The organism is uncultured Odoribacter sp. (assembly GCF_937966165.1).
GTDB lineage: Bacteria > Bacteroidota > Bacteroidia > Bacteroidales > Marinifilaceae > Culturomica.
In genome coordinates this window covers 434,356-455,432 of the sequence record NZ_CALCLB010000012.1, presented here as the reverse complement: position 1 = coordinate 455,432, position 21,077 = coordinate 434,356, and the positions used below count along the sequence as shown (strand labels likewise).

Below are 21,077 nucleotides of genomic sequence, written 5' to 3'. Positions count from 1 at the left end.
TTTTCACATTTATAATAGAAGGCATCCGTATTTTTTATATTTAAACCTATACTTTTTTACGCAAATTAAATGTAGATAGGATTATTTATTTAAATATCTGATTATCAAATATTAATTAAAAAAAATGTAGATATTAAATTCTAAAAAAATATCTTTTTGTAGGTTCATTTACGAGTAGTATTTCAAACGATTGTTTTCTTTCCCTTTTATTTTTGCCGGGCGATGGTGAAAAATATATCATTTTTTGAGAAAATAAATAACTAAAACCTTTATGAAAATGAGAAAGTATGTTTTGCAAATGTTGTTCATTTTTGTGGCATTTCTGGTTTTTCCAGGGTGTAGCGATGATGAAGATAATGTCGATTGGGGGAAAGTGGTAAAAGTGGCAGTAGCGACTCCCTCCAGTGTGTATTTTGAACGGAAGGCCGAGTTACCGGATACGGTGAAAATTGACCTTGCTTTTTCTGTGCCTGTGCCGGAAGATATAAACTTTGAAGTCCGGCTGGCTGCCGATAATGAAGTTTGTGCGGATAGTATTTCTTTCTCCCACGATTACTTCACCATAGGAAAAGGGGGACGTTCTTTTGAAATGGATTGTAAGATAAAAGCCGGGGCAGTAGAAAAGGGCATCCGGAACTTACGTATAGATTTTGTTTCAACACATGCAGAGGTGGGGACGATGCGGTTGGAGATTCCTGTGGAAAAAGAAGGACCGAATACGATCGTGCATGTGAAAGACCTGAATTGGGTTGTGGATTTTGATCAGCGGACATGGCAGGAAGTGGAGGCCGGTGGTATATTAATCGGAGGATTGTTTCAGACGACTGTAGCTATTGGTTCTGCTCCGGCAGAAAAGAGAATTCATTTCGATAACTATGGACGGGACATTATGGGAGTAAAGGAAGGGGATTTGATTCATATTCTACCCTTGAGCGAAGGGACAGAAATAGAAGAAACATCAAACTGGACCTTTAATTCTTCCTATAGTGACGAAAACTGGATGTATATGCCGGTATTGTATTCGGAAAGTTATACAGATTGGTTGGGTAAAACGGCTTATGTGGGAATGAGAATCGTAACGGGTGAAGAGGATATTGTTTTCAGGTATTATTGGTTCAAGTTTACAGTCACCGAAGATGCTGTATTTACTTTAACCGAATATGCATACGACAAAGAAGGTAAGAGCCTGAGAGCCGGTCAGACAGAATCGGAAAATAAACAAGATGAATAAAATTAATTTCGGATAAAAATGAAAAATAGACAAACGGATAAGGTGAAATATCTGTGGAAGATATGGGTAGTACTTTTGGCCTGGTGTTTACCGTTTAGTGCAATGGCTCAGGACAATTACCTGTTAAAGGGAAATGTATCGGATACTAAAGGTGAAACAATGCCTGGCGTAAATATTTTGATAAAGGGGACAGTAAGCGGTGTCGCTACGGATTTGGACGGGAATTTCAGCTTGAAGGTAAAGAAAGGGGATGTGCTGGTATTTTCGTTTACCGGCTATAAAAGTCAGGAAATTCCGGTCGTCGGACAAAATGATCTGAAGATCGTTTTGGAAGAAGATATAGAAAGTCTGGAAGAAGTTGTGGTAATCGGTTACGGTACTATGAAAAAGAGTGATTTAACCGGAGCGATAACTTCGGTGGATGCGGAAAAGTTGGCCAATAAGTCGACTGTAAATGTGGCAGAAGCTTTACAGGGACAGGTTGCCGGAGTCAGCATTGCCAAATACGGCGGTTTGGCCGGTCAGGGAGTATACGTGAAAATCCGCGGTTTTGGTACCTACGGAAGTAGTGAACCTTTATACATTGTCGATGGTTTCCCCGGGGATATGTCGACTATAGCTCCGAATGATATTGAATCGATAGAGGTGCTCAAGGATGGTGCTGCGGCTGCTATTTACGGATCAGTGGCTGCTAACGGAGTCGTAATTATTACGACAAAGAGCGGTAAAAAGGGTCAGGTAAAAGTAGATATCAATTCTTATGGGGTGGTGAAAAAAGCTACCGGTCTTTTTGATATGCTGGATGCAAAAGGGTTCCAGACCCTGAGCCGAATGATGGTGGAGGAAAAGAACAAATATGTGACCAAACCGGATGATATTCCTGCATACGTATACAAAGAGCCGCGGGCTAATACCAACTGGCAGGATGAAGTTTTTCGCAGGGGATTTGCTCAGAATCACAGTGTTTCTGTAAGAGGGGGAGGAGATGTTGCCCAATTCTCTATTTCTGCCAATATATACGATGAAAAGGGTATTGTCCTGGATAATAATTTCCTTATGCAAAATGCCCGTATAAAAGTGAATACTAAAAAGTCGATCTTTGATATTTCTGCTAGTTTGGCCTATACTGCTAAAAAGAGAAGCGATCCTGATTTTACCCTTACTGAAGTCTACCGGGCCAGTCCTTTGACTCCGGTATTCGATGACAGCCAGGAATTCGGATATGGGATAGCTAATCTTTCTGAGGGATTCGTTTCTACGCGTAATCCGGTGGCAGATGCTCATTTTAAACACAATAAGACAAAAACACAGGATGTGGTGGCTATGTTTTCTGTAGCAGCTAATTTTACGGATTGGTTACAGTTCAAAACTGCTTATTATTACAATGGATATAATTCACAGTATTACGAAAATGCTCCGAATTTTATATCCAGTCCTACGGAACCGAATAGTTATCCTTATGTATATGAAAAAAGAAGTTATTGGGAAAATCAAACGGTAGATAATTACCTGACATTTAATAAAAAATTCAGATCCCATTCCGTCACCTTAATGGCAGGTATTTCCGTATCTATGGAAAAATCCACTTGGAACGGTTTGAATGGGGAAGGTAAAACGACTGTTGACGGAAAAGACCAGCCGGCAGGATTTGAAAATCCGTGGTGGAATACCCCGAACGCAGCAATCGGAGGAACTTTCTCGGGAGAAGGTACCCGAACCGAGTACAATCGTCTTTCTTATTTCGGCCGATTGAATTATTCTTTTAAAGATCGCTATTTGTTACAGGTGACGGTACGCCGGGACGGTTCCTCTAAGTTCGGCCCGGATTCCCGTTGGGGAACTTTCCCCTCTGTGGCTTTGGGATGGAGAATCAGTGAAGAAGAATTTTTCCCGAAAGGCAATGTGATTTCCAATCTGAAATTGAGAGGTAGCTGGGGACAATTAGGAAATGAAAATGTTTTAGGTACGGTGGACTTCCTGGCACTGATGACGAAAGGAAATGGCGGTAGCCTTGGATACGTACAGGGAGTAGGAAAAAATCCCTGGACTGCTACTATTGCGAATGTGATGGAGAACAGGGAACTGAAATGGGAAACCAGTCAGTCGTTAAATGTGGGTGTAGATTACGGATTGTTCGATGGAAAACTGACCGGTGCTTTAAATTATTTCAATAATAAAACCATCGATTTGCTGATTACTAAAAAACTTGCTCCTTCGGCCGGTATCGCTGACCCGATTTTGAATATCGGAACAATGCGCAATACCGGAGTCGAATTTGATATTAATTACCGGAATAATTATGAAGGTTTTGTCTGGAATGCCGGATTTAACATTACTTACCTGAAAAATAAAGTAATTAAGATGGCAAATCCGGATCAGATTATTTACGGCGGATATAACGCTACCCAAACGAGGGAAGGAAAACCTGTGGCTACCTTCTATTTGTATCAGACAGATGGAATTTTCCAGAATATGGGTGAAATATATGCCCACAGTAAGGATGGGAAGTTGATTCAACCGGATGCCAAACCGGGGGATATTCGCTTTAAAGATATAAATGGGGACGGGATACTGGACGGAAAGGATAAAGTAGATATGGGAAGCGGTATGCCGAAGGTCGAGGCGAACCTGTCTTTTAGTGCGGAATACAAAGGATTGGATTTCTCATTTTTGCTCGGAAGCGGTTGGGGACATAAAATATACAATGGTACCCGGGTAAGATCAGAAAGTATGGATGAACTTTACAATATGTTTACTTCTACTTTAAATGCCTGGACGCCCAATAACCGGAATACCAGTATGCCCCGTGCGGTATTGGGAGATCCGAATGAGAATAGCCGTGAATCGGATCGTTTCCTGGAAGACGGTGATTTTATCCGTTTACGTCAGATACAGTTGGGCTATACCCTGCCCAAGATGTGGTTAAAAAAGCTCAATATGGAAAAAATCCGTTTGTATGTCAGTGCCGATAATTTGTGGACCTGGACGAAATATTCCGGTGTAGATCCTGAATTTGCACAGGAAAAAGTGATCAATACCGGTATTGACAGTAGCGTTTATCCTTTTACTAAATCTTATGTATTTGGATTACAAGTGACTTTTTAATGAATGAGATATAAATTTAGACCTATGAAAAAATTACTGAATCTGATATATATACCGTTACTCGCTTTGGCATTGTGCGGTTGTGAAGATTTCCTGACGGTGGAATCTCCGGATCAGTCTACTTCCGGAAATTACTGGAAAAATCAGGAAGCAGCCTTGTCCGGATTGTCAGCTGCTTATTCTCAATTGTATTATGGAGGAAGCTGGCGTTTTCACGAATATAAATTCGTATTTGAGCCTTTCCGGGAAGATATCATAAATATGGGTCCGGGAGCTTCCGGTTATGGGTATATGAGTTCGATATACAATTTTACCTTTAATATGAACAGCAGTATACCGGCTATGATTTGGGATTATAATTATTGGGGGCTTAGCTATAGCAATCAGGTGATAGATAAAGTCAGCGCTATGGATGAGGCTCTCTTTGATCCCAAGATGAAAGAACAAATTATCGCAGAGGCCCGTTTCATGCGGGGATATTATCATATGGTATTGTTGTTAAACTGGGAAAAAATCATAGTTCGGGAGAAATATATTACTTCGGAAAGTGATATTGACCAACCGCTGGCAGAAAGGGATTATGCCTGGGATTTTATCGTACAGGATTTCAAATATGCTGCCGGAAATTTACCGATGACCCGTGGGGATTCCGATAAGGGAAGGGCTACTTCTGCTGCAGCGAATGCTTATTTGGGTTTTGCTTATTTAACCCGTGCATACGAGGAACCGGAACGAAAAACAGAGTTTCTGGAGCAAGTTGTGGAAGTCCTGAAACCGGAAAATTTTAAAGGTTACGGACTGGTACCTATGGACAAATGGTTGGGCATGTTCAACGGTACAAATGATAATTCGGCAGAATCTTTATTTGAAGTACAGTTCTCTCCTTCTACTTCAGGGAATGCTTATTACCGGCATGAAACCCATTATTGGGTAGCTTCTTCGGAATTAAAAGGTTGGGAAGGGATTTTACCTTCGGAAATGTTGTACGAAGAATTTAAAAAGGAAGGGAAGACGGCCACGACCGGAAGATATGACAGCCGTTTGTACAGTACGTTGTGGTTTAAAGACGATTATTTTAACGGCCAGCCGGAAAAAGTATGGGGCACAAATTATGATGAACGGTTTAATGGAAAGGATAAACCGGTGTTCCGGAAATATGTACCGAGTGAAGAGTCAGAGATGAAGCCGCTTGAAACATCTATGAATGTAATGTTGATGCGGTATGCGAATGTATTGCTGATGCGGGCAGAGGCTTATAATGAATTAAATCATCCGGAATTGGCCCGTCCGCTGATCAATGAAGTGAGAGCCAGAGCCGATATGCCGCCTATGCCGGGAACTTCTCAGCAAGCGGTAAGGGATCAGATCGAACACGAACGTATTGTAGAATTTGCTTTGGAAAGTTTCCGTTTTTACGATTTGCGTCGTTGGGGAAAAACAAAAGAGGCTTTAGCTGCTGTAGGACGTACGGGTTTTGATCCGAGCAGACATAATTTTTTTTATGTTCCGCAGGATGAGATCGATTCAAATGGGCAAATAAAATAAATGAGGTTGGGGCGCCGGCGGAATGTTCTGTTTCAGAACATTCCGCTTTTTAAAATTCGTTAAAATATATATATTGCATGCCTTAACGAATAAAAGAGGAAATTATGCTAATAGTGATAGGATTAATGGTCAGCGGGATCATTTTGGGTTATTTGTTCCGGGAACGGAATCTGAAATTTGTACAAAAGTTGATTACATGGGCCATTTTTATTTTACTTTTTTTACTGGGGATCAGTGTGGGAGTGAACGACCAGATTATGGATCATCTGGACACCATAGGAATGGATGCTTTATTGATTACTTTCGGTGCCGTTACCGGAAGCATATTGTGTGCCTGGGGGATTTATAAATTTTACTTTTCTAAATGAAAAGGAAGGGTGAAATTTCAAAAATTGTTTAAATATGCGTGGAAGTTTAGTCATTGTTGCTTTTTTTATAGTAGGCTTATTGATCGGGCGTTTTGTTGATATGCCTGCTTTTATTACAGAGCAGGATCCTACTTTATATGCCCTTTACGTATTGATGTTTTTAGTCGGAATTAGTATTGGAAGCGATAAAAAAGCCTTACAGGCACTGAAACAACAAAATTTGAGGATTGCCTTGGTTCCCTTGGGAACGATATTAGGCACCCTGGCCGGTTCCGCTATAATTAGTTTAGTGATAAGGGACAGAAGCCTGACTGATTGTCTGGCTGTCGGTTCGGGATTCGGATATTATTCCTTGTCTTCCATTTTTATTACCCAATACAAAGGGGCAGAATTGGGAACAATAGCATTGGCTTCCAATATTATCCGGGAATTAGTCACTTTATTAGCAGCACCGTTTTTAGTTCGTTATTTCGGGAAATTAGCCCCGATATCTGTGGGGGGAGCCACTACGATGGATACAACTTTGCCGGTTATCACGCAGAATTCCGGAAAAGATTATGTAGTCGTTTCCATTTTTCATGGAATTACTGTTGATTTTAGTGTGCCGTTTTTAGTCACGTTTTTTTGTACAATATAAATGTCAAAAAGGTACAGATTTACTGTTTTAATGGAGTTTCGAAAGTATTAATTAGATAATCAGATGATAAGATATATATTTTTCTTCATGCTGGCCTGCTGTATAATGGAGGGGAAAGGCCAGATTACGGGAAATGAGTGGGAAAATCCTTCCGTAAATCAGATAAACCGGGAACCCATGCACGCTTGGTTTGTTCCGTATGAAAAAGAAAAAGATGCTGTTCAGAGGAGAATATCCGAAGCTTCCCGTTTGTCTTTAAACGGGATGTGGGATTTTAACTATTCGGTTCATCCGGAAAGTCGTCCGAAAGACTTTTATAAAAAAGGATACCGGCTGAAGGGCTGGAAGAAGATCGAAGTGCCGGGAAGCTGGGAGTTACAGGGTTTTGATGCTCCTATTTATACGGATACCAAATATCCTTTTCCGGCTAATCCTCCCTATATTCCTGAGGACTATAATCCGGTCGGATCGTATGTAAGGGAATTTACGGTTCCGGAAAATTGGAAAGGGCAAGAGATTATTTTACATTTTGGAGGCGTAGAGTCTGCTTTTTATTGCTGGGTGAACGGAGAATTTGTAGGTTATAGTGAAGACAGCCGTTTGCCGGCTGAATTTGTCATTACGCCTTATCTGAAAAAAGGGCAGAATAAGCTGGCAGTGGAGGTATATCGTTATAGTGATGGCTCTTATCTGGAATGTCAGGATTTTTGGCGGTATAGTGGAATTGAGCGGGATGTATGGCTGATTGCCCGCCCGGAATCCCGGGTCAAGGATTTTGAGATTGTTGCTCCCTTGATAAATAATTATCAGGACGGGGAACTACAGGTGAAAATAACGGCTGATAGCCGGAAGCTGACGGCAGGTACTGGTATTGAGGTAAAATTGCTGGACAGGGGAGAACTTGTTTACTCGGCCCGTTCAGTCGTGAAGGCAGTTACGGATACTTTGCATTATTTCCATACATTTCTGAAGAATGTCCGGAAATGGACTGCCGAAACACCGGAATTGTATACGCTGGTGGTGAATACCTTGAATCCGCAAGGAAAGGTCAGGGAATCATTTGCGCATCGCTTCGGTTTCCGTACAGTGGAAATGAAAAATGGAATGTTGCAGGTAAACGGGACTCCGGTGATTTTAAAAGGAGTGAACCGGCATGAGCACGATCCCCGGAAAGGAAGAAGCGTGAGTTTCGAAAGTATGAAAGAAGATGTGCGGCTGATGAAACAATTTAATATCAATGCCGTGAGATGCAGTCATTATCCGAATAGAGAAGAATGGTACGAACTCTGTGACGAATACGGACTTTATCTGATAGATGAAGCCAATCTGGAATCACATGGAATGGAAGTCACCGAAGCAGGGACGCTGGCGAACAGTCCGGCATGGATCACTTCTTTTATGGAACGGATGAGCCGTATGGTAGAGAGAGATAAGAATTTTACTTCTGTGATTATCTGGTCACTAGGTAATGAATCCGGATACGGGCCGCATTTTGAATCCACTTATCACTGGACGAAAAAAAGGGACGGAAGCCGTCCGGTACAATATGAAGGGGCAGGACGGGAAGGAGTAACGGATATTTATTGCCCTATGTATGCCCGGGTTTGGAGATTGAGGGAGCATGTCAATCAAAGACGTCCAATGCCCCTGATTCTTTGTGAATATGCCCATGCAATGGGTAATAGTGTTGGTAATCTGGGTGATTATTGGGATTTGATTTATAAATATGATCAGTTGCAGGGGGGATTTATCTGGGATTGGGTGGATCAGACTTTTGCGATAAAAGACAAAGAAGGAAACGATATATGGGGATATGGAGGAGATATGGGATATGTGGGAGTAAAAAACGACTCCAATTTTTGTGCAAATGGTTTGGTGATGGCCGACCGTTCCCTGCACCCGCATATCTGGGAAGTAAAGAAAATATATCAAGGGGTACATTTTGAAGGGGTACCTTTCCGTACGGACCGGATTGCACTGACAAACCGGAATGATTTTCTGAACCTGGATAATTATGATTATTTCTGGAAAATAAAAGCAGATGGAGAAACGATTTTGTCGGGTAAATTAGATGTTCCGGCTGTTCGTCCCCATGAAACGGCAGAGGTCAGAATCAGTGTTCCCGAATTTGAAGTAAAACCTGCTACGGAGTATTTTTTACATTTGCAGGCTTGTACCCGGGAGGCAACGGATTTGTTACCGGCTGGGCATGTCGTTGCTACTGAGCAGATGTTGTGGCCGGTAGAGTATATTTATCCGGAAATAACGAAAGTGGAAGGAACTTTAAAAGTAGAGCAGACAGCGCATCAGATTAAGTTGAGCGGAGACGAATTTGAAGCTGTTTTTTCCACAGACAAAGGACAGCTGACCCGTCTCTCTTATCAGGGGAACGAAGTTTTGAGAGAAGCTTTGCAGCCTAATTTCTGGAGAGCGCAGACGGATAATGACGTTGCCAACGGTATGATGGAACGTTGCGGAATCTGGTTAAAAGCTCCCGATCAAATGAATTTAGACGATTTGCAGGTAGAAAAAAAAGGAAAAAATATACAGCTGAAAACCCGTTATACTATGCAGGGACAAACTTCTGTTTATACGGTAATATATACAGTTTATCCCGACGGTGCCATACGAGTGGAAAATTGTTTTGAAACAGAGGAAAAGAATTTACCTGAAATGCCCCGGTATGGTATGCGGATGATTCTGAAAGGGGAGTATGATCAGATGACTTGGTTGGGCAGGGGGCCTCATGAAAATTACTGGGACCGGAAGTCTTCGGCTGATATCGATTTATACGAAGCATCTGTCTGGGAACAATTCCACCCCTATGTCCGTCCCCAGGAAACAGCAAATAAATCGGACGTCCGCTGGTGTGCTCTCTTGAATTCCGCCGGAAATGGGATTTTAGTGGTGGGAGAGCAGCCTTTGGGGGTAAGTGCCTGGAATTTCCCTTTGAAGGATATTCTGCATGTAAGCCCGAATATCGAAAGAAAACACGGGGGAAGTATCCGCAAACAGGATATGGTATGGTTGAATATCGATTTGCAGCAGATGGGAATAGGAGGTGATAATTCCTGGGGAGCGCAGACACATCCGGAATATACGGTAACACCCGATAATAAGCAATATGCATTTACGATTGTTCCGGTAAAACCGGGGGAAGATTTAGTGAAAAAGTCTAAAATTCTTCGTCCCTGACGGAGAGTAATAATCAATGTATAACACATAAAGATAGAGAAGATGTATAAGATACTGTGGATAGGAATAGTTATATTCTGCTTCGTAAATTGTAAGCCGGGAAAAATTACTGAACCGGAGAAAGCGTTTGCATATCCTGATATTTTGAATATTACTTATACTCCGGATCAGATGAAAGGAGGAAAAGGGTGGTTTACGGATTATGGCGCATGGATGGGCTTTACTTTGCCTGAGGCAAATAAGTTTACCAACGGCTTTTGCGGCCCTTTCGATTTGGATAACCGGAAGTGGATCAGCCGTTCATTGGTACAGGTGGGATATGTGGAAAATGGAAAAATTATGCCTCCGGATGTATTTCGTCCGGATAGTTTGGTATATTTCCCCGGACAATTGTATATGAAGAGTAGCCTTTCGGATGTTTCTGTCAGTCAGCGGCTTTTCTTTACAGATAAAAATCATGCTCTCTTAGTTTGTCAGAGTAATCGGGAATTAGATTGGTTTTTTGAAGGGAATATCTGGGGAGATGAAAATAAAAGCGAAGTGATAAACCGGAGTGTAGTAATTTATTTACCGGGCGGAGAAGTGGTTGGGGTAACTTTTGAGAAAGAGGCGGAAGTGATGCTTACTTCTTCTGTTTATAAAACTTCTTTTTCAACGCCTGCAAACAGACAGACGGTCGTATTGTCTTTTTTTAATCAGAAGGAAGAATTACCCGCAGGATTGAAAAAAGCTGAAACTCTTTTGGAACAGTCTGGACTGGAATTGAAACAGCATACACAAAGGTGGAACTCCTATTTAAAAAAGGTTTTGAGAGAAGATATGCCGGAATCGTATAACCGGATTGCAGTAAAGGCAATGGTGACTTTATTGAGTAACTGGCGTAGCAGTAAAGGAGATTTATTGCATGACGGAATGGTTCCTTCGCATGCGGTCGGATATTTCGTCGGTTTTTGGGCTTGGGACACCTGGAAACAGGCTGTGGCTACTGTACATTTTGAACCGGAATTGGCTAAAAACCAAATCCGCTCGATGTTCGATTATCAGGATGAAGCCGGGATGATTGCCGATTGTATATATAGTAATAAGCGGGAAAACAATTACCGGGATAGTAAACCTCCTTTAGCCGCGTGGAGTGTATATGAGGTTTGTAAAGAAACGGCCGATACAGCTTTTGTACGGGAAATGTATCCTAAATTGTTGAAATATTACCGTTGGTGGTTCCGCTACCGGGATCACGATGGGAACGGAATCTGTGAGTTCGGTTCTACGGACGGGACAGAAGAGGCTGCGAAATGGGAAAGCGGAATGGATAATGCTGTCCGTTTTGATGAAGCAAAAATGGTAAAAAACGGGGAAGATGCCTGGAGTTTTAATCAGGAATCTGTGGATTTGAACGCTTATCTTTGTTATGAATACCGCTTATTACAACAAATGGCGGACTTGATCGGGGAAAAATTTGAAGAACCGGATCGGACAGAAGTGATAAGGACTTATTTTTTTGACAGTCAAAATGGATATTTCTTTGACAGAATACTGAAAGGCGATTTTGTACGGGTAGAAGGCCCGGAAGGCTGGACCCCCTTGTGGACAGAGATAGCTACTACGGAACAAGCGGGGAAAGTGATGAAGATTATAGCTGACACAAATAAATTTTCGACGTATATCCCGTTTCCGACTTTGGCTGCAGATCATCCCAAATTTTTGCCGGGAGGATATTGGCGGGGACCGATTTGGTTGGATCAGGTGTATTTCGGAATTTCAGGAATCCGGAAATACGGTTATCACGAAGAGGCAGACCGTTATACAGACCAGGTATTTACCCGTTTGAAAGGATTATCGGGGAAAGCTCCCATACATGAAAATTACGATACCCATGACGGAAGCGTCTTAAAAGCGCCCCACTTTAGCTGGTCAGCTGCTCATTTGTTGATGATGTATTGGGAGTACGGAAAAGAATAAGGAGAATAAAAAACAGGTCCCGAAGCATTTTTCCGGAAACCGTTTGAGTTTTGAAGCCCGGCCGGCGAATAGGATTTCCTTCCATTCACCGGCCGGAGTTTTTTAACAGATAAAAGATTTTTCTGCATCATTTCTTTTTTTAAATGTAGAGAGGATTCTATTTAGTTTATTAACTTTACCCATCTGTAATTTTAATATATAAATATAAGATTATGAATCGATTATTTTTGACCGGATGGCTGGTGTTATTGTCTGTTGTTTCGGTAAAAGCCCAGTTTGATAAGTATTTTTGGGATAAAACCATGCGTTTTGATTTTTATCATTGCGGAGATCAGAATACTCAGAATTATTATTTTGACGAACTGAAAGAAGAACCTTATTGGGCAGGTTCCAAAGTTTCTCTGATCGATGATAATGGCTATGGGAATCAACTTTTTAAACTCGTGGATGAGGCAACAGGTAAGCTGATTTATTCCCGCTCTTATTGCACTTTGTTCAATGAATGGCAAACCACTCCTGAAGCTGCAGAGACAATGAAATGTATGCCGGAATCGGTCGTATTTCCTTTTCCTAAAAAGGATGCCAGGGTGGAATTATATGCCCGCAACCGGAAAGGAAAATTTGAAAAGAAATTTGAATATTCTATTCGGGTGAATAATTATTTTATCAAGCGGTTTACTCCCCGTTACGAATCCTTCGAAATTGTATACAACGGAAATCCGGACCACAGAATCGACTTGGTGTTATTGCCAGAGGGTTATTCTGCTATGGAAAAAGAAAAATTTATGGCGGCTTGTAAAGTATTTGCAGAAGAATTCTTCAGTTATTCTCCTTTCAGGGAAAATGCCCAAAAATTCAATATACGGGCCGTGTGGGCTCCTTCAGAGGAAACAGGAGTGACAATTCCCGGGGAACATATCTGGAGAAACACGGCTTTGAAAGCTTCGTTTTATACCTTCGATTCTGAAAGATACCAAATGATTGAAGATTTTCAGAATGTCAGGGATATAGCAGCCCATGTGCCTTATGAATATATTTATGTTTTGTCGAATACCCAGAAATACGGCGGGGGCGGAATATATAATTTCTATGGGATAAGTGCTGCTAATCATCCCACCCGGACCGGAAAAATTTATGTACATGAGTTCGGGCATGTTTTATTGGGTTTGGGGGATGAATATGTGGGAAATGTTTCCTATAACGATATGTATCCGGTGGATGTGGAGCCTTGGGAAGCTAACCTGACTACTCTGGTGGATTTTGAACGGAAAGATTGGAAGCAGATGCTGAAATCCGGCACTCCGGTACCTACTCCTTTAACCGATGAAAACGACCGTACATTGGGTGTGTACGAAGGTGGAGGATATGTGGGAAAAGGAGTGTATCGGCCTTGGCCAAATTGTCTGATGAACAATTTACATAAAACCGATGAATTCTGCCCTGTATGTAAACAGGCGATTCAGAAATACATCGATTTTTTGTGTAAATGATAAAGAGAACGATTTTTTTGAAAATCATCATCAATTTAAGATCGTTAAACGGTCTTGCAATAAGAATCTGAAAAGTTGGGAGATTTCTCTCCCGGCTTTTTTATCCTCTTTCTGTATTCTCCATTACTCCACACTAAATAAGTTCCAGGTAAAAATTAAAGTCAAAGATACGAAAGGCTGTTTCGCGAGGCAGATGCCGGCCCCTGACAATCGGGATACTTAGCATCAATTGGTAAACTTTGAAAAGACTTAACGTTTGTTCTTCTGGTACATACCTATTATAGGTTTTACAGTACTTCCGGAGGGCAAAAAGAAATATCCGGTATTCGTATTTATCTTTGTAATTCACAGAAAGATAATCTTTCAAAGGGACTGGAATATGCCAGATTTTGAACAGATACTCAGGAACTTCGTCAAAAGTAGCATCTATGTGTTGCTCTATAAATTCAAAACTTCTCTGCTCTATTTCGTCGATACTCATATATTGGGTTTTAAACTGTATTTTACCGACAAATAAAAAAGCGTGAACTGTACTTATTTCTTCTACGAAGGCTTGACGAGACCCCAATGACAAAAATAAGCAAGCCCACGCTTTTTTGTGAGTATATCGACAAAGCGTGAGCGTTGCACATTTTATCTCGTCATTTAATAAAATCGTCAAATTTTCGTAGAGAGACTTAATGTAAACGCAAAATTATATTATTTAGCTCAAAGTTGCACTACAAGTAGGCAACTCTATATGACAAAGTAAATAATAAAAAATGACTTTACAAAATGAAAAAAGGATGTCCTAAGACATCCTTTTATGAATATTTAGTAAGTTAAATTTACTTTACAGTAGCCATGTGAACGATTAATTCCAGTACCTTATTGGAGTACCCCCACTCGTTATCATACCAGGATACCAATTTTACAAAACTCTTATTTAAAGCAATACCTGCTTTTGCATCAAAAATAGAGGTGCGGGCATCGCCTAAGAAATCGGAAGAAACGACATCATCTTCTGTATATCCGAGTATACCCTTCATTTCTCCTTCGGCAGCTTCTTTAATGGCAGCTTTGATTTCGTCGTATGAAGCTTCTTTCGCTAAACGGAAAGTAACGTCTACCACAGATACATCCAGTGTCGGAACACGGAATGACATACCGGTCAATTTCCCGTTTAATTCCGGAATAACTTTACCGACTGCCTTAGCAGCTCCTGTAGAAGAAGGAATGATATTGCCGGCAGCAGCACGTCCTCCTCTCCAATCCTTCATAGAAGGACCGTCAACAGTTTTCTGTGTAGCGGTTGTTGAATGTACTGTCGTCATTAAACCCTCGATTACTCCGAATTTATCATTGATTACTTTAGTTAAGGGAGCCAGACAATTGGTCGTACAAGAGGCGTTGGAAACAATAGCTTCTCCTGCATATTTCTTATTGTTTACACCCATAACAAACATAGGAGTGTCATCTTTGGAAGGAGCCGACATTACAACCCGTTTGGCACCTGCTTTGATGTGAGCTTCTGCTTTTTCCTTGGTAAGGAAAAGACCGGTTGATTCTACAACATATTCAGCACCTACCTCATCCCACTTCAGATTAGCCGGATCTTTTTCTGCCGTTACCCGGATAGGCTGACCGTTTACAATCAGTTTTCCGTCTTTCGCTTCAACTGTACCTTTGAATCTTCCGTGCATAGTATCGTATTTCAGCATGTAAACCATGTAATCTACGTCAATCAGGTCATTTATACCTACAATTTCAATATCATCTCTGCCTATAGCAGCACGGAATACTAAACGTCCAATCCGCCCGAATCCGTTAATACCAACTTTAATTTTTGACATCTTTGTTATTTTTTAGGTGATACAAATTTTAAATTTTTCTCAAATTTACGATAAAGTGATGTATTTTGTGACTAATGGATTTAAAACTTTCCAAAAAAATGTCACAAACGATTCCATCAAAAAGAACTCATTACATTTCGTATGAATTTTACAAAAATAGAAATAAAAATTGAAACTTTAAAATAGTCAGTATATTGGATTATTTACGGTTCCTTTTTTCGAAAAGTTTGAATCGGTTTGCCTCCCTTTTTTTATTTAATTCATGCAGAATTCTTTATTCCGTTATTTTTGGCATCCTCCAATTTGAAACCAATTGTGAACTTTGGGAAATGAATTGAAACTTTTTAATGATTTTTTCTTTAAAAAATTTTGTGCAAACGTTTTAAGTATGTATATTTGCCCTACGATATAGAAATTATATTGCTTTATAAGTGTAGTAAATTTATTGTTAGTGTGTTTAAAAAGAGGCTTCGGCCTCTTTTTATTTTTTACACATTAGGGACGTGCCCTAATGTGTAATTTTGAAATGACCTCCTTTTTTTGTAAATTTGATATACCCATATCAATTTACTTATATGCCCCGTCTCGCTCGTAAAAGATCTGTAACTGGTGTATACCACGTCATTTTACGTGGTATCGATAGAATGATGGTCTTCCACGACGATCATGACCGTAAGCTATTTTTAAAACAATTAAAATTACAGGTTTGTTCGGATTTTGAGATTTATTGCTACTGCCTAATGAGTAATCATATACATTTATTAGTAAAAAGTGATTTAATCAGTCAGTGTATGCATCATATTGCTTCTGTATATGCAATGTTTTTTAATAATAAATACGACAGGAAGGGCTATCTTTTTCAGGACCGTTTTAAGAGTGAAGTGATTGAGAAGGAAGATTATTTGATTCAGTGTTTCCGTTATATTTTGCAAAATCCGGTTAAAGCCGGAATATGCAACCGGGTTTCAGATTACCGCTGGAGTAGTTACCGATTTTATTTTAATTCCGCCAATAGCTTTATAAATGCCGGGTTTATAAGGAATTTTTTCTCCGATAGGGTACATTTTGAAAAATATCTGTTGGAGATGGATCAGGCTCCCTTTATGGAGTATATGTCTGAGCGCCAGATGCGGGATGAACAATTAAAGCGATTGCTTGAGGAGCTGACGGGGAAACAGGATATATGTGAATGGCCGAAAGGGCAACAAAAAACAATTCTCCGGGAAATGTTGAAGAGGACAAACGCAGGGTCGAGGCAATTGGCGAGAGTTACCGGTGTAAGTATAGGGATTATTCGTTATCTGAAGAAAAGGGAAGGGTAGGGGGAAAATTACACATTAGGGCACGTCCCTAATGTGTAATTTTGAGGGATTATTTGTATATTTTCTGTAATTCTTCGTCTATGGCTTTTCCGCGTAAATTCCGGGCAATAATGGTACCATCCGGTCCGAAGAGGATAATATGAGGAATACCGGCAATGCCGTATAATTCAGTTGCTTCCTGTGTAGGAACAAAGAGTTGTGGCCAAGTGATATTGAGGTCTTTCACTGCTTTTTGATGGTCTTCTTTTTTGTCCCATACCGAAACACCAATGACGATTAATCCTTTCTTTTTGTAATCTTTATATGCTTTGGCGATGTAAGGAATTTCTTGCCGGCAAGGGCCACACCAGGAAGCCCAGAAATCTACCAGTGTATATTTTCCTTTTCCGACATAGTCCGATAATAAAATTTCTTTTCCGTCTTTATCTTCCGCTTTAAAATCCTGAAAAGGTTTTCCGGGAGATGTTAATTCAATTTTCCGGTTTTTTTCCTGAATTTGTTGTATGGTTTTGTTGTTTTTAGTCTGATCTCCGGCTTGTGCCAGGACGGAATTAAATTGTTCAGGGGTTAAGATTTCTGACCAGCTAAGAACGATCCAGGTCCCTAATGCATTATCTTTATTAACCTGGAAATAACTATTCATCAAAGAATCATAACTTTGTCTGAGTTTTTCAAAATTTTTGTCCAATATTTCTTCCTTTTCTTCTTCGCTCAGGTCAGTTTGATTTCTGACGTTTTCGACTTCCGTACGAAAACTGTTTTGCATTTGTTTTGATTTCTCATTTATTTCGCTCATTGCATTATTTAGGGGAGTACCGGCAGGGGCTTCTGCGTTATCCATGTCCACCAGAATATCTCCTTTTTCCAGGATGAGATAGCCGTGAAGGCGTTGTACACGGAGAAGAGCCATCTGTGCAGTATCCATCTGACCGGAAAAAGTGAATTTTCCTTCGGTTATAATGGCACTGTCCAGGACATTTACATTTTCGGGATCAATGAGATAAATTGTTTTTCCATTATAAGCGGGATCAGCTATTTTACCTTTTACGGTGTATGTATTGGATGGGGAAGAACAAGCTGACAATAAAGCAGCTGCAAATAAAAAGATAAGAATTCGTTTCATAATTTCCTGTTTTTAATGAGTCTTATGTTTAATAAAAAAACCGTCCCAACAAAGGAACGGTTTTTTTCCATATAAAACAAAATTATTTTTCAGCATGCATGATGGCAGCCTGAGCTGCAGCTAACCTGGCGATGGGTACACGGAAAGGAGAGCAGGATACGTAATTCATACCGATGGCGTCGCAGAAAATGACGGAGGAAGGTTCTCCACCGTGTTCTCCACAGATGCCTAATTTAATATTCGGATTGGTTTGGCGTCCTAATTGAGCACCTTTTTTTACCATACGGCCTACTCCGATCTGGTCCAGGACTGCAAACGGATCAGCTTTCAGAATTCCTTTTTTCAGGTAGGTAGGTAAGAATTTACCAACGTCATCCCGGGAATAACCGAAGGTCATCTGTGTTAAATCGTTCGTCCCGAAAGAGAAAAATTCTGCTACTTCAGCGATTTCATCGGCTGTGATAGCTGCACGGGGGATTTCAATCATGGTACCTACCATAAACTCAACCCGTACACCTTTTTCAGTAAATACCAGTTCAGCTGTTTTGCGGATAATATCTACTTGCATTTTCAGTTCCTTAACTTCTCCTACCAGGGGTACCATAATTTCCGGTTTCGGGTTCAAACCTTTTAGTTTCAGGTTGCAAGCTGCTTCGATAAGTGCACGGGCCTGCATTTCGGTGATTTCCGGATAAGTAATTCCCAGGCGGCATCCCCGGTGTCCCAACATCGGATTAAATTCGTGCAGGGCGTCTACTTTTTGTTTAACTTCTTCTACAGAAATATGCAGTTTGGCGGCTATTTCTTTTTGTGAGGAAGGTTCGTTCGGGGTGAATTCATGTAAGGGGGGGTCGAGCAGGCGGACGGTTACTCCAAGGCCGTCCATGGCTTCGAGTATACCTTCAAAGTCGCCTCTTTGCATGGGTAAAATCTTAGCTAAAGCTGTACGGCGGCCCTCTTCTGTATCGGAAAGAATCATTTCACGCATAGCGTCGATACGGTCTCCTTCGAAAAACATATGTTCGGTCCGGCAAAGGCCTACGCCTTTTGCACCGAAATTGCGGGCTGTTTTTGCATCATTCGGCGTATCTGCATTTGTCCGTACATACATACGGGTATATTTTTCTGCCAGGTTCATTATGGCCTTAAAGTCATCATTCAAAGAAGCTGCTACGGTTGCTACTTTCCCCAGGTAAACTTCTCCGGTCGAACCGTTTAGAGAGATCCAGTCTCCTTCTTTAATGGTAGTGCCTTTAACAGTAAATAGACGTTTATGGTAATCTACATTGATATCCCCTGCTCCGGAAACGCAGCATTTCCCCATTCCCCGGGCAACAACGGCAGCATGTGAAGTCATACCTCCCCTTGCGGTCAGTATACCTTCCGAAACGTGCATACCTCTCAGGTCTTCCGGAGAAGTTTCCAGGCGGACCAGTACCACTTTTTCTCCTTTCTCTTTCCATTCTTCCGCTTCATCAGCAAAGAATACGACTCTACCGCAGGCGGCACCCGGAGAAGCAGGCAGACCTTTGGCCAGCACCTTGGCTTTAGATTGGGCCACTTTGTCAAATACAGGATGAAGTAATTCATCCAGTTTAGCTGGTTCCAGACGAAGTAAAGCTGTTTTTTCGTCAATCATATCTTGTTTCAGCATATCCACGGCCATTTTCACCATAGCAGCTCCGGTACGTTTTCCGTTACGGGTTTGTAACATCCATAATTTACCGTCCTGTATGGTAAATTCCATATCCTGCATATCGCGGAAATGGTTTTCCAGCTTTTCCTGTACACTGTTCAGATCGGCATATGCCTCAGGCATAGCTTCTTCCAGAGAAGGATATTTCGTTTTTCTTTCTTCTTCAGAAATCCCCTGCAGTTTTGCCCAGCGGCGGGAACCTTCGATGGTGATTTCCTGAGGAGTACGGATACCGGCTACAACATCTTCCCCCTGTGCATTGATCAGGTATTCTCCGTTGAAAATATCTTCTCCGGTAGCGGCATCCCGGGAGAAAGCAACTCCGGTAGCTGAATTATTACCCATATTTCCATAAACCATGGACTGCACATTTACAGCTGTTCCCCATTCTTCCGGAATCTGGTTGAGTTGACGGTATAAGACAGCCCGTTCTGTCATCCAGGAGTCAAATACGGCACAAATGGCTCCCCATAACTGTTCCCAGGGACAAGTCGGGAAATCCTTGCCTGTCTTATCTTTGACAACTTGTTTGAATTTTCCTACTAATACCTGAAGATCTTCTACTGTAAAATCGGTATCATTGGTAATATTTTTGATGGCCTTCAGCTTGTCGATTTCCACTTCAAACGGATTGTGTTCGCCTTTTGCTGCTGAAACACCCATTACTACATCCCCGTACATTTGAATAAAACGACGGTATGAGTCCCATGCAAATCTCGGATTACCTGATTTTTCAGCCAATAATTTTACAGCATCGTCATTTAACCCCAGATTCAGCACTGTATCCATCATACCCGGCATAGAAACACGAGCTCCGGAACGTACGGAAACCATTAACGGGAAAGCTTCACCTTTTGAACCGAATTTCGCATTCATGATTTTTTCCATGTGTGCAATTCCGGCTTTTACATCCTTTTCAATCAACTTAACCACAGCTTCTTTTCCCTGTTGGTTGTAAATCGTGCAAACTTCAGTCGTAATTGTAAAACCTGCAGGGACAGGCAATCCGATAAGATTCATTTCAGCAAGGTTGGCTCCTTTTCCTCCGAGCAGATTTTTCATATCTGCACGGCCTTCAGCCTGTCCGTTGCCAAAAGTGTAAACGTACTTGGTACTCATATGTATTAGATTTGTTTTATATTCCTTTTTTCATAAGGAATGGTTTATATTATAGAAATTTTTCTCTATTAATGATCTGATTGGCAATGCGATCGATCAGAAGTACCCACTATTTTTAAGGGTGCGCAAATATAGTTCTTTCTACTGAAACATGAAAATATTGAATGCAGTTTTTATGTGATTAAATCATGAAAACGTTATAAATTCTAATTAAATGGAGCAGAACAGGATAGATAAATAAAAAATAACTATGGGTTTAGTTTTGTAATGAAGAGATTAGTTGTGAATTTGGTTTTAAATAAAGCATACACTGATGAAAAATTGCGTTTGAATAGCGGTGTTTAGTTTTATCGCAGTATGTAAGTTACAGGTAAAAAAGAGTGGGTTGAGGAAAAGTTACAGGCATTTAAAGTTAATTTTTGTCAGTTGTCAGCAAACGGACGTAATGATTTTTA

At 40.9% G+C, this 21,077-nt stretch carries 13 protein-coding genes; 9 read left to right on the top strand and 4 right to left on the bottom strand.

What is annotated here, in order from left to right; all coding sequences use genetic code 11:
• Positions 1–277: 277 nt before the first annotated feature.
• From Q0465_RS05575 to Q0465_RS05540, 8 genes are all read left to right on the top strand, one after another.
• Positions 278–1,231, top strand: coding sequence for a hypothetical protein (locus Q0465_RS05575; RefSeq protein WP_298613865.1), 954 nt, complete (start codon positions 278–280; stop codon positions 1,229–1,231).
• 18 nt (positions 1,232–1,249) lie between these two features.
• Positions 1,250–4,336, top strand: a complete 3,087-nt coding sequence (locus Q0465_RS05570) for a TonB-dependent receptor (protein WP_298613863.1) — start codon at positions 1,250–1,252, stop codon at positions 4,334–4,336.
• 24 nt (positions 4,337–4,360) lie between these two features.
• The gene (locus Q0465_RS05565; protein WP_298613861.1) at positions 4,361–5,881 is read left to right on the top strand and encodes a RagB/SusD family nutrient uptake outer membrane protein; all 1,521 of its coding nucleotides are present in this window, start codon (positions 4,361–4,363) and stop codon (positions 5,879–5,881) included.
• Positions 5,882–5,985: 104 nt separating this feature from the next.
• Positions 5,986–6,249, top strand: a complete 264-nt coding sequence (locus Q0465_RS05560) for a LysO family transporter (protein WP_298613859.1) — start codon at positions 5,986–5,988, stop codon at positions 6,247–6,249.
• 34 nt (positions 6,250–6,283) lie between these two features.
• Positions 6,284–6,886, top strand: coding sequence for a lysine exporter LysO family protein (locus Q0465_RS05555; RefSeq protein ID WP_298613857.1), 603 nt, complete (start codon positions 6,284–6,286; stop codon positions 6,884–6,886).
• An 87-nt stretch (positions 6,887–6,973) separates the two neighbouring features.
• A complete protein-coding gene (locus tag Q0465_RS05550; protein ID WP_367274303.1) occupies positions 6,974–10,081 on the top strand; it encodes a glycoside hydrolase family 2 TIM barrel-domain containing protein in 3,108 nt (1,035 codons plus the stop codon).
• A gap of 42 nt (positions 10,082–10,123) precedes the next feature.
• The gene (locus Q0465_RS05545; protein ID WP_298613853.1) at positions 10,124–12,040 is read left to right on the top strand and encodes a trehalase family glycosidase; all 1,917 of its coding nucleotides are present in this window, start codon (positions 10,124–10,126) and stop codon (positions 12,038–12,040) included.
• Positions 12,041–12,252: 212 nt separating this feature from the next.
• Positions 12,253–13,530, top strand: a complete 1,278-nt coding sequence (locus tag Q0465_RS05540; protein WP_298613851.1) for a M64 family metallopeptidase — start codon at positions 12,253–12,255, stop codon at positions 13,528–13,530.
• A gap of 133 nt (positions 13,531–13,663) precedes the next feature.
• On the opposite strand, the gene Q0465_RS05535 is transcribed toward Q0465_RS05540, so the two are convergent.
• Positions 13,664–14,011, bottom strand: a complete 348-nt coding sequence (locus tag Q0465_RS05535; protein WP_298613849.1) for a hypothetical protein — start codon at positions 14,009–14,011, stop codon at positions 13,664–13,666.
• 346 nt (positions 14,012–14,357) lie between these two features.
• Entirely contained in the window at positions 14,358–15,362 is a 1,005-nt protein-coding gene (gene gap / locus Q0465_RS05530; RefSeq protein ID WP_298613847.1) for a type I glyceraldehyde-3-phosphate dehydrogenase, read from the bottom strand.
• Between the two features lie 575 nt (positions 15,363–15,937).
• Here gap and Q0465_RS05525 point away from each other — a divergent pair.
• Positions 15,938–16,684: a transposase gene (locus tag Q0465_RS05525; protein WP_298613846.1), complete on the top strand. Its 747-nt coding sequence runs from the start codon at positions 15,938–15,940 to the stop codon at positions 16,682–16,684.
• Positions 16,685–16,733: 49 nt separating this feature from the next.
• Here the strand turns inward: Q0465_RS05525 and Q0465_RS05520 are convergent, their stop codons facing one another.
• Both Q0465_RS05520 and ppdK read right to left on the bottom strand, forming a co-directional pair.
• Entirely contained in the window at positions 16,734–17,807 is a 1,074-nt protein-coding gene (locus Q0465_RS05520) for a redoxin domain-containing protein (protein WP_298613844.1), read from the bottom strand.
• A gap of 82 nt (positions 17,808–17,889) precedes the next feature.
• Complete coding sequence (ppdK, locus tag Q0465_RS05515) at positions 17,890–20,622, bottom strand: pyruvate, phosphate dikinase (protein ID WP_298613842.1); 2,733 nt, start codon at positions 20,620–20,622, stop codon at positions 17,890–17,892.
• Positions 20,623–21,077: the final 455 nt, after the last annotated feature.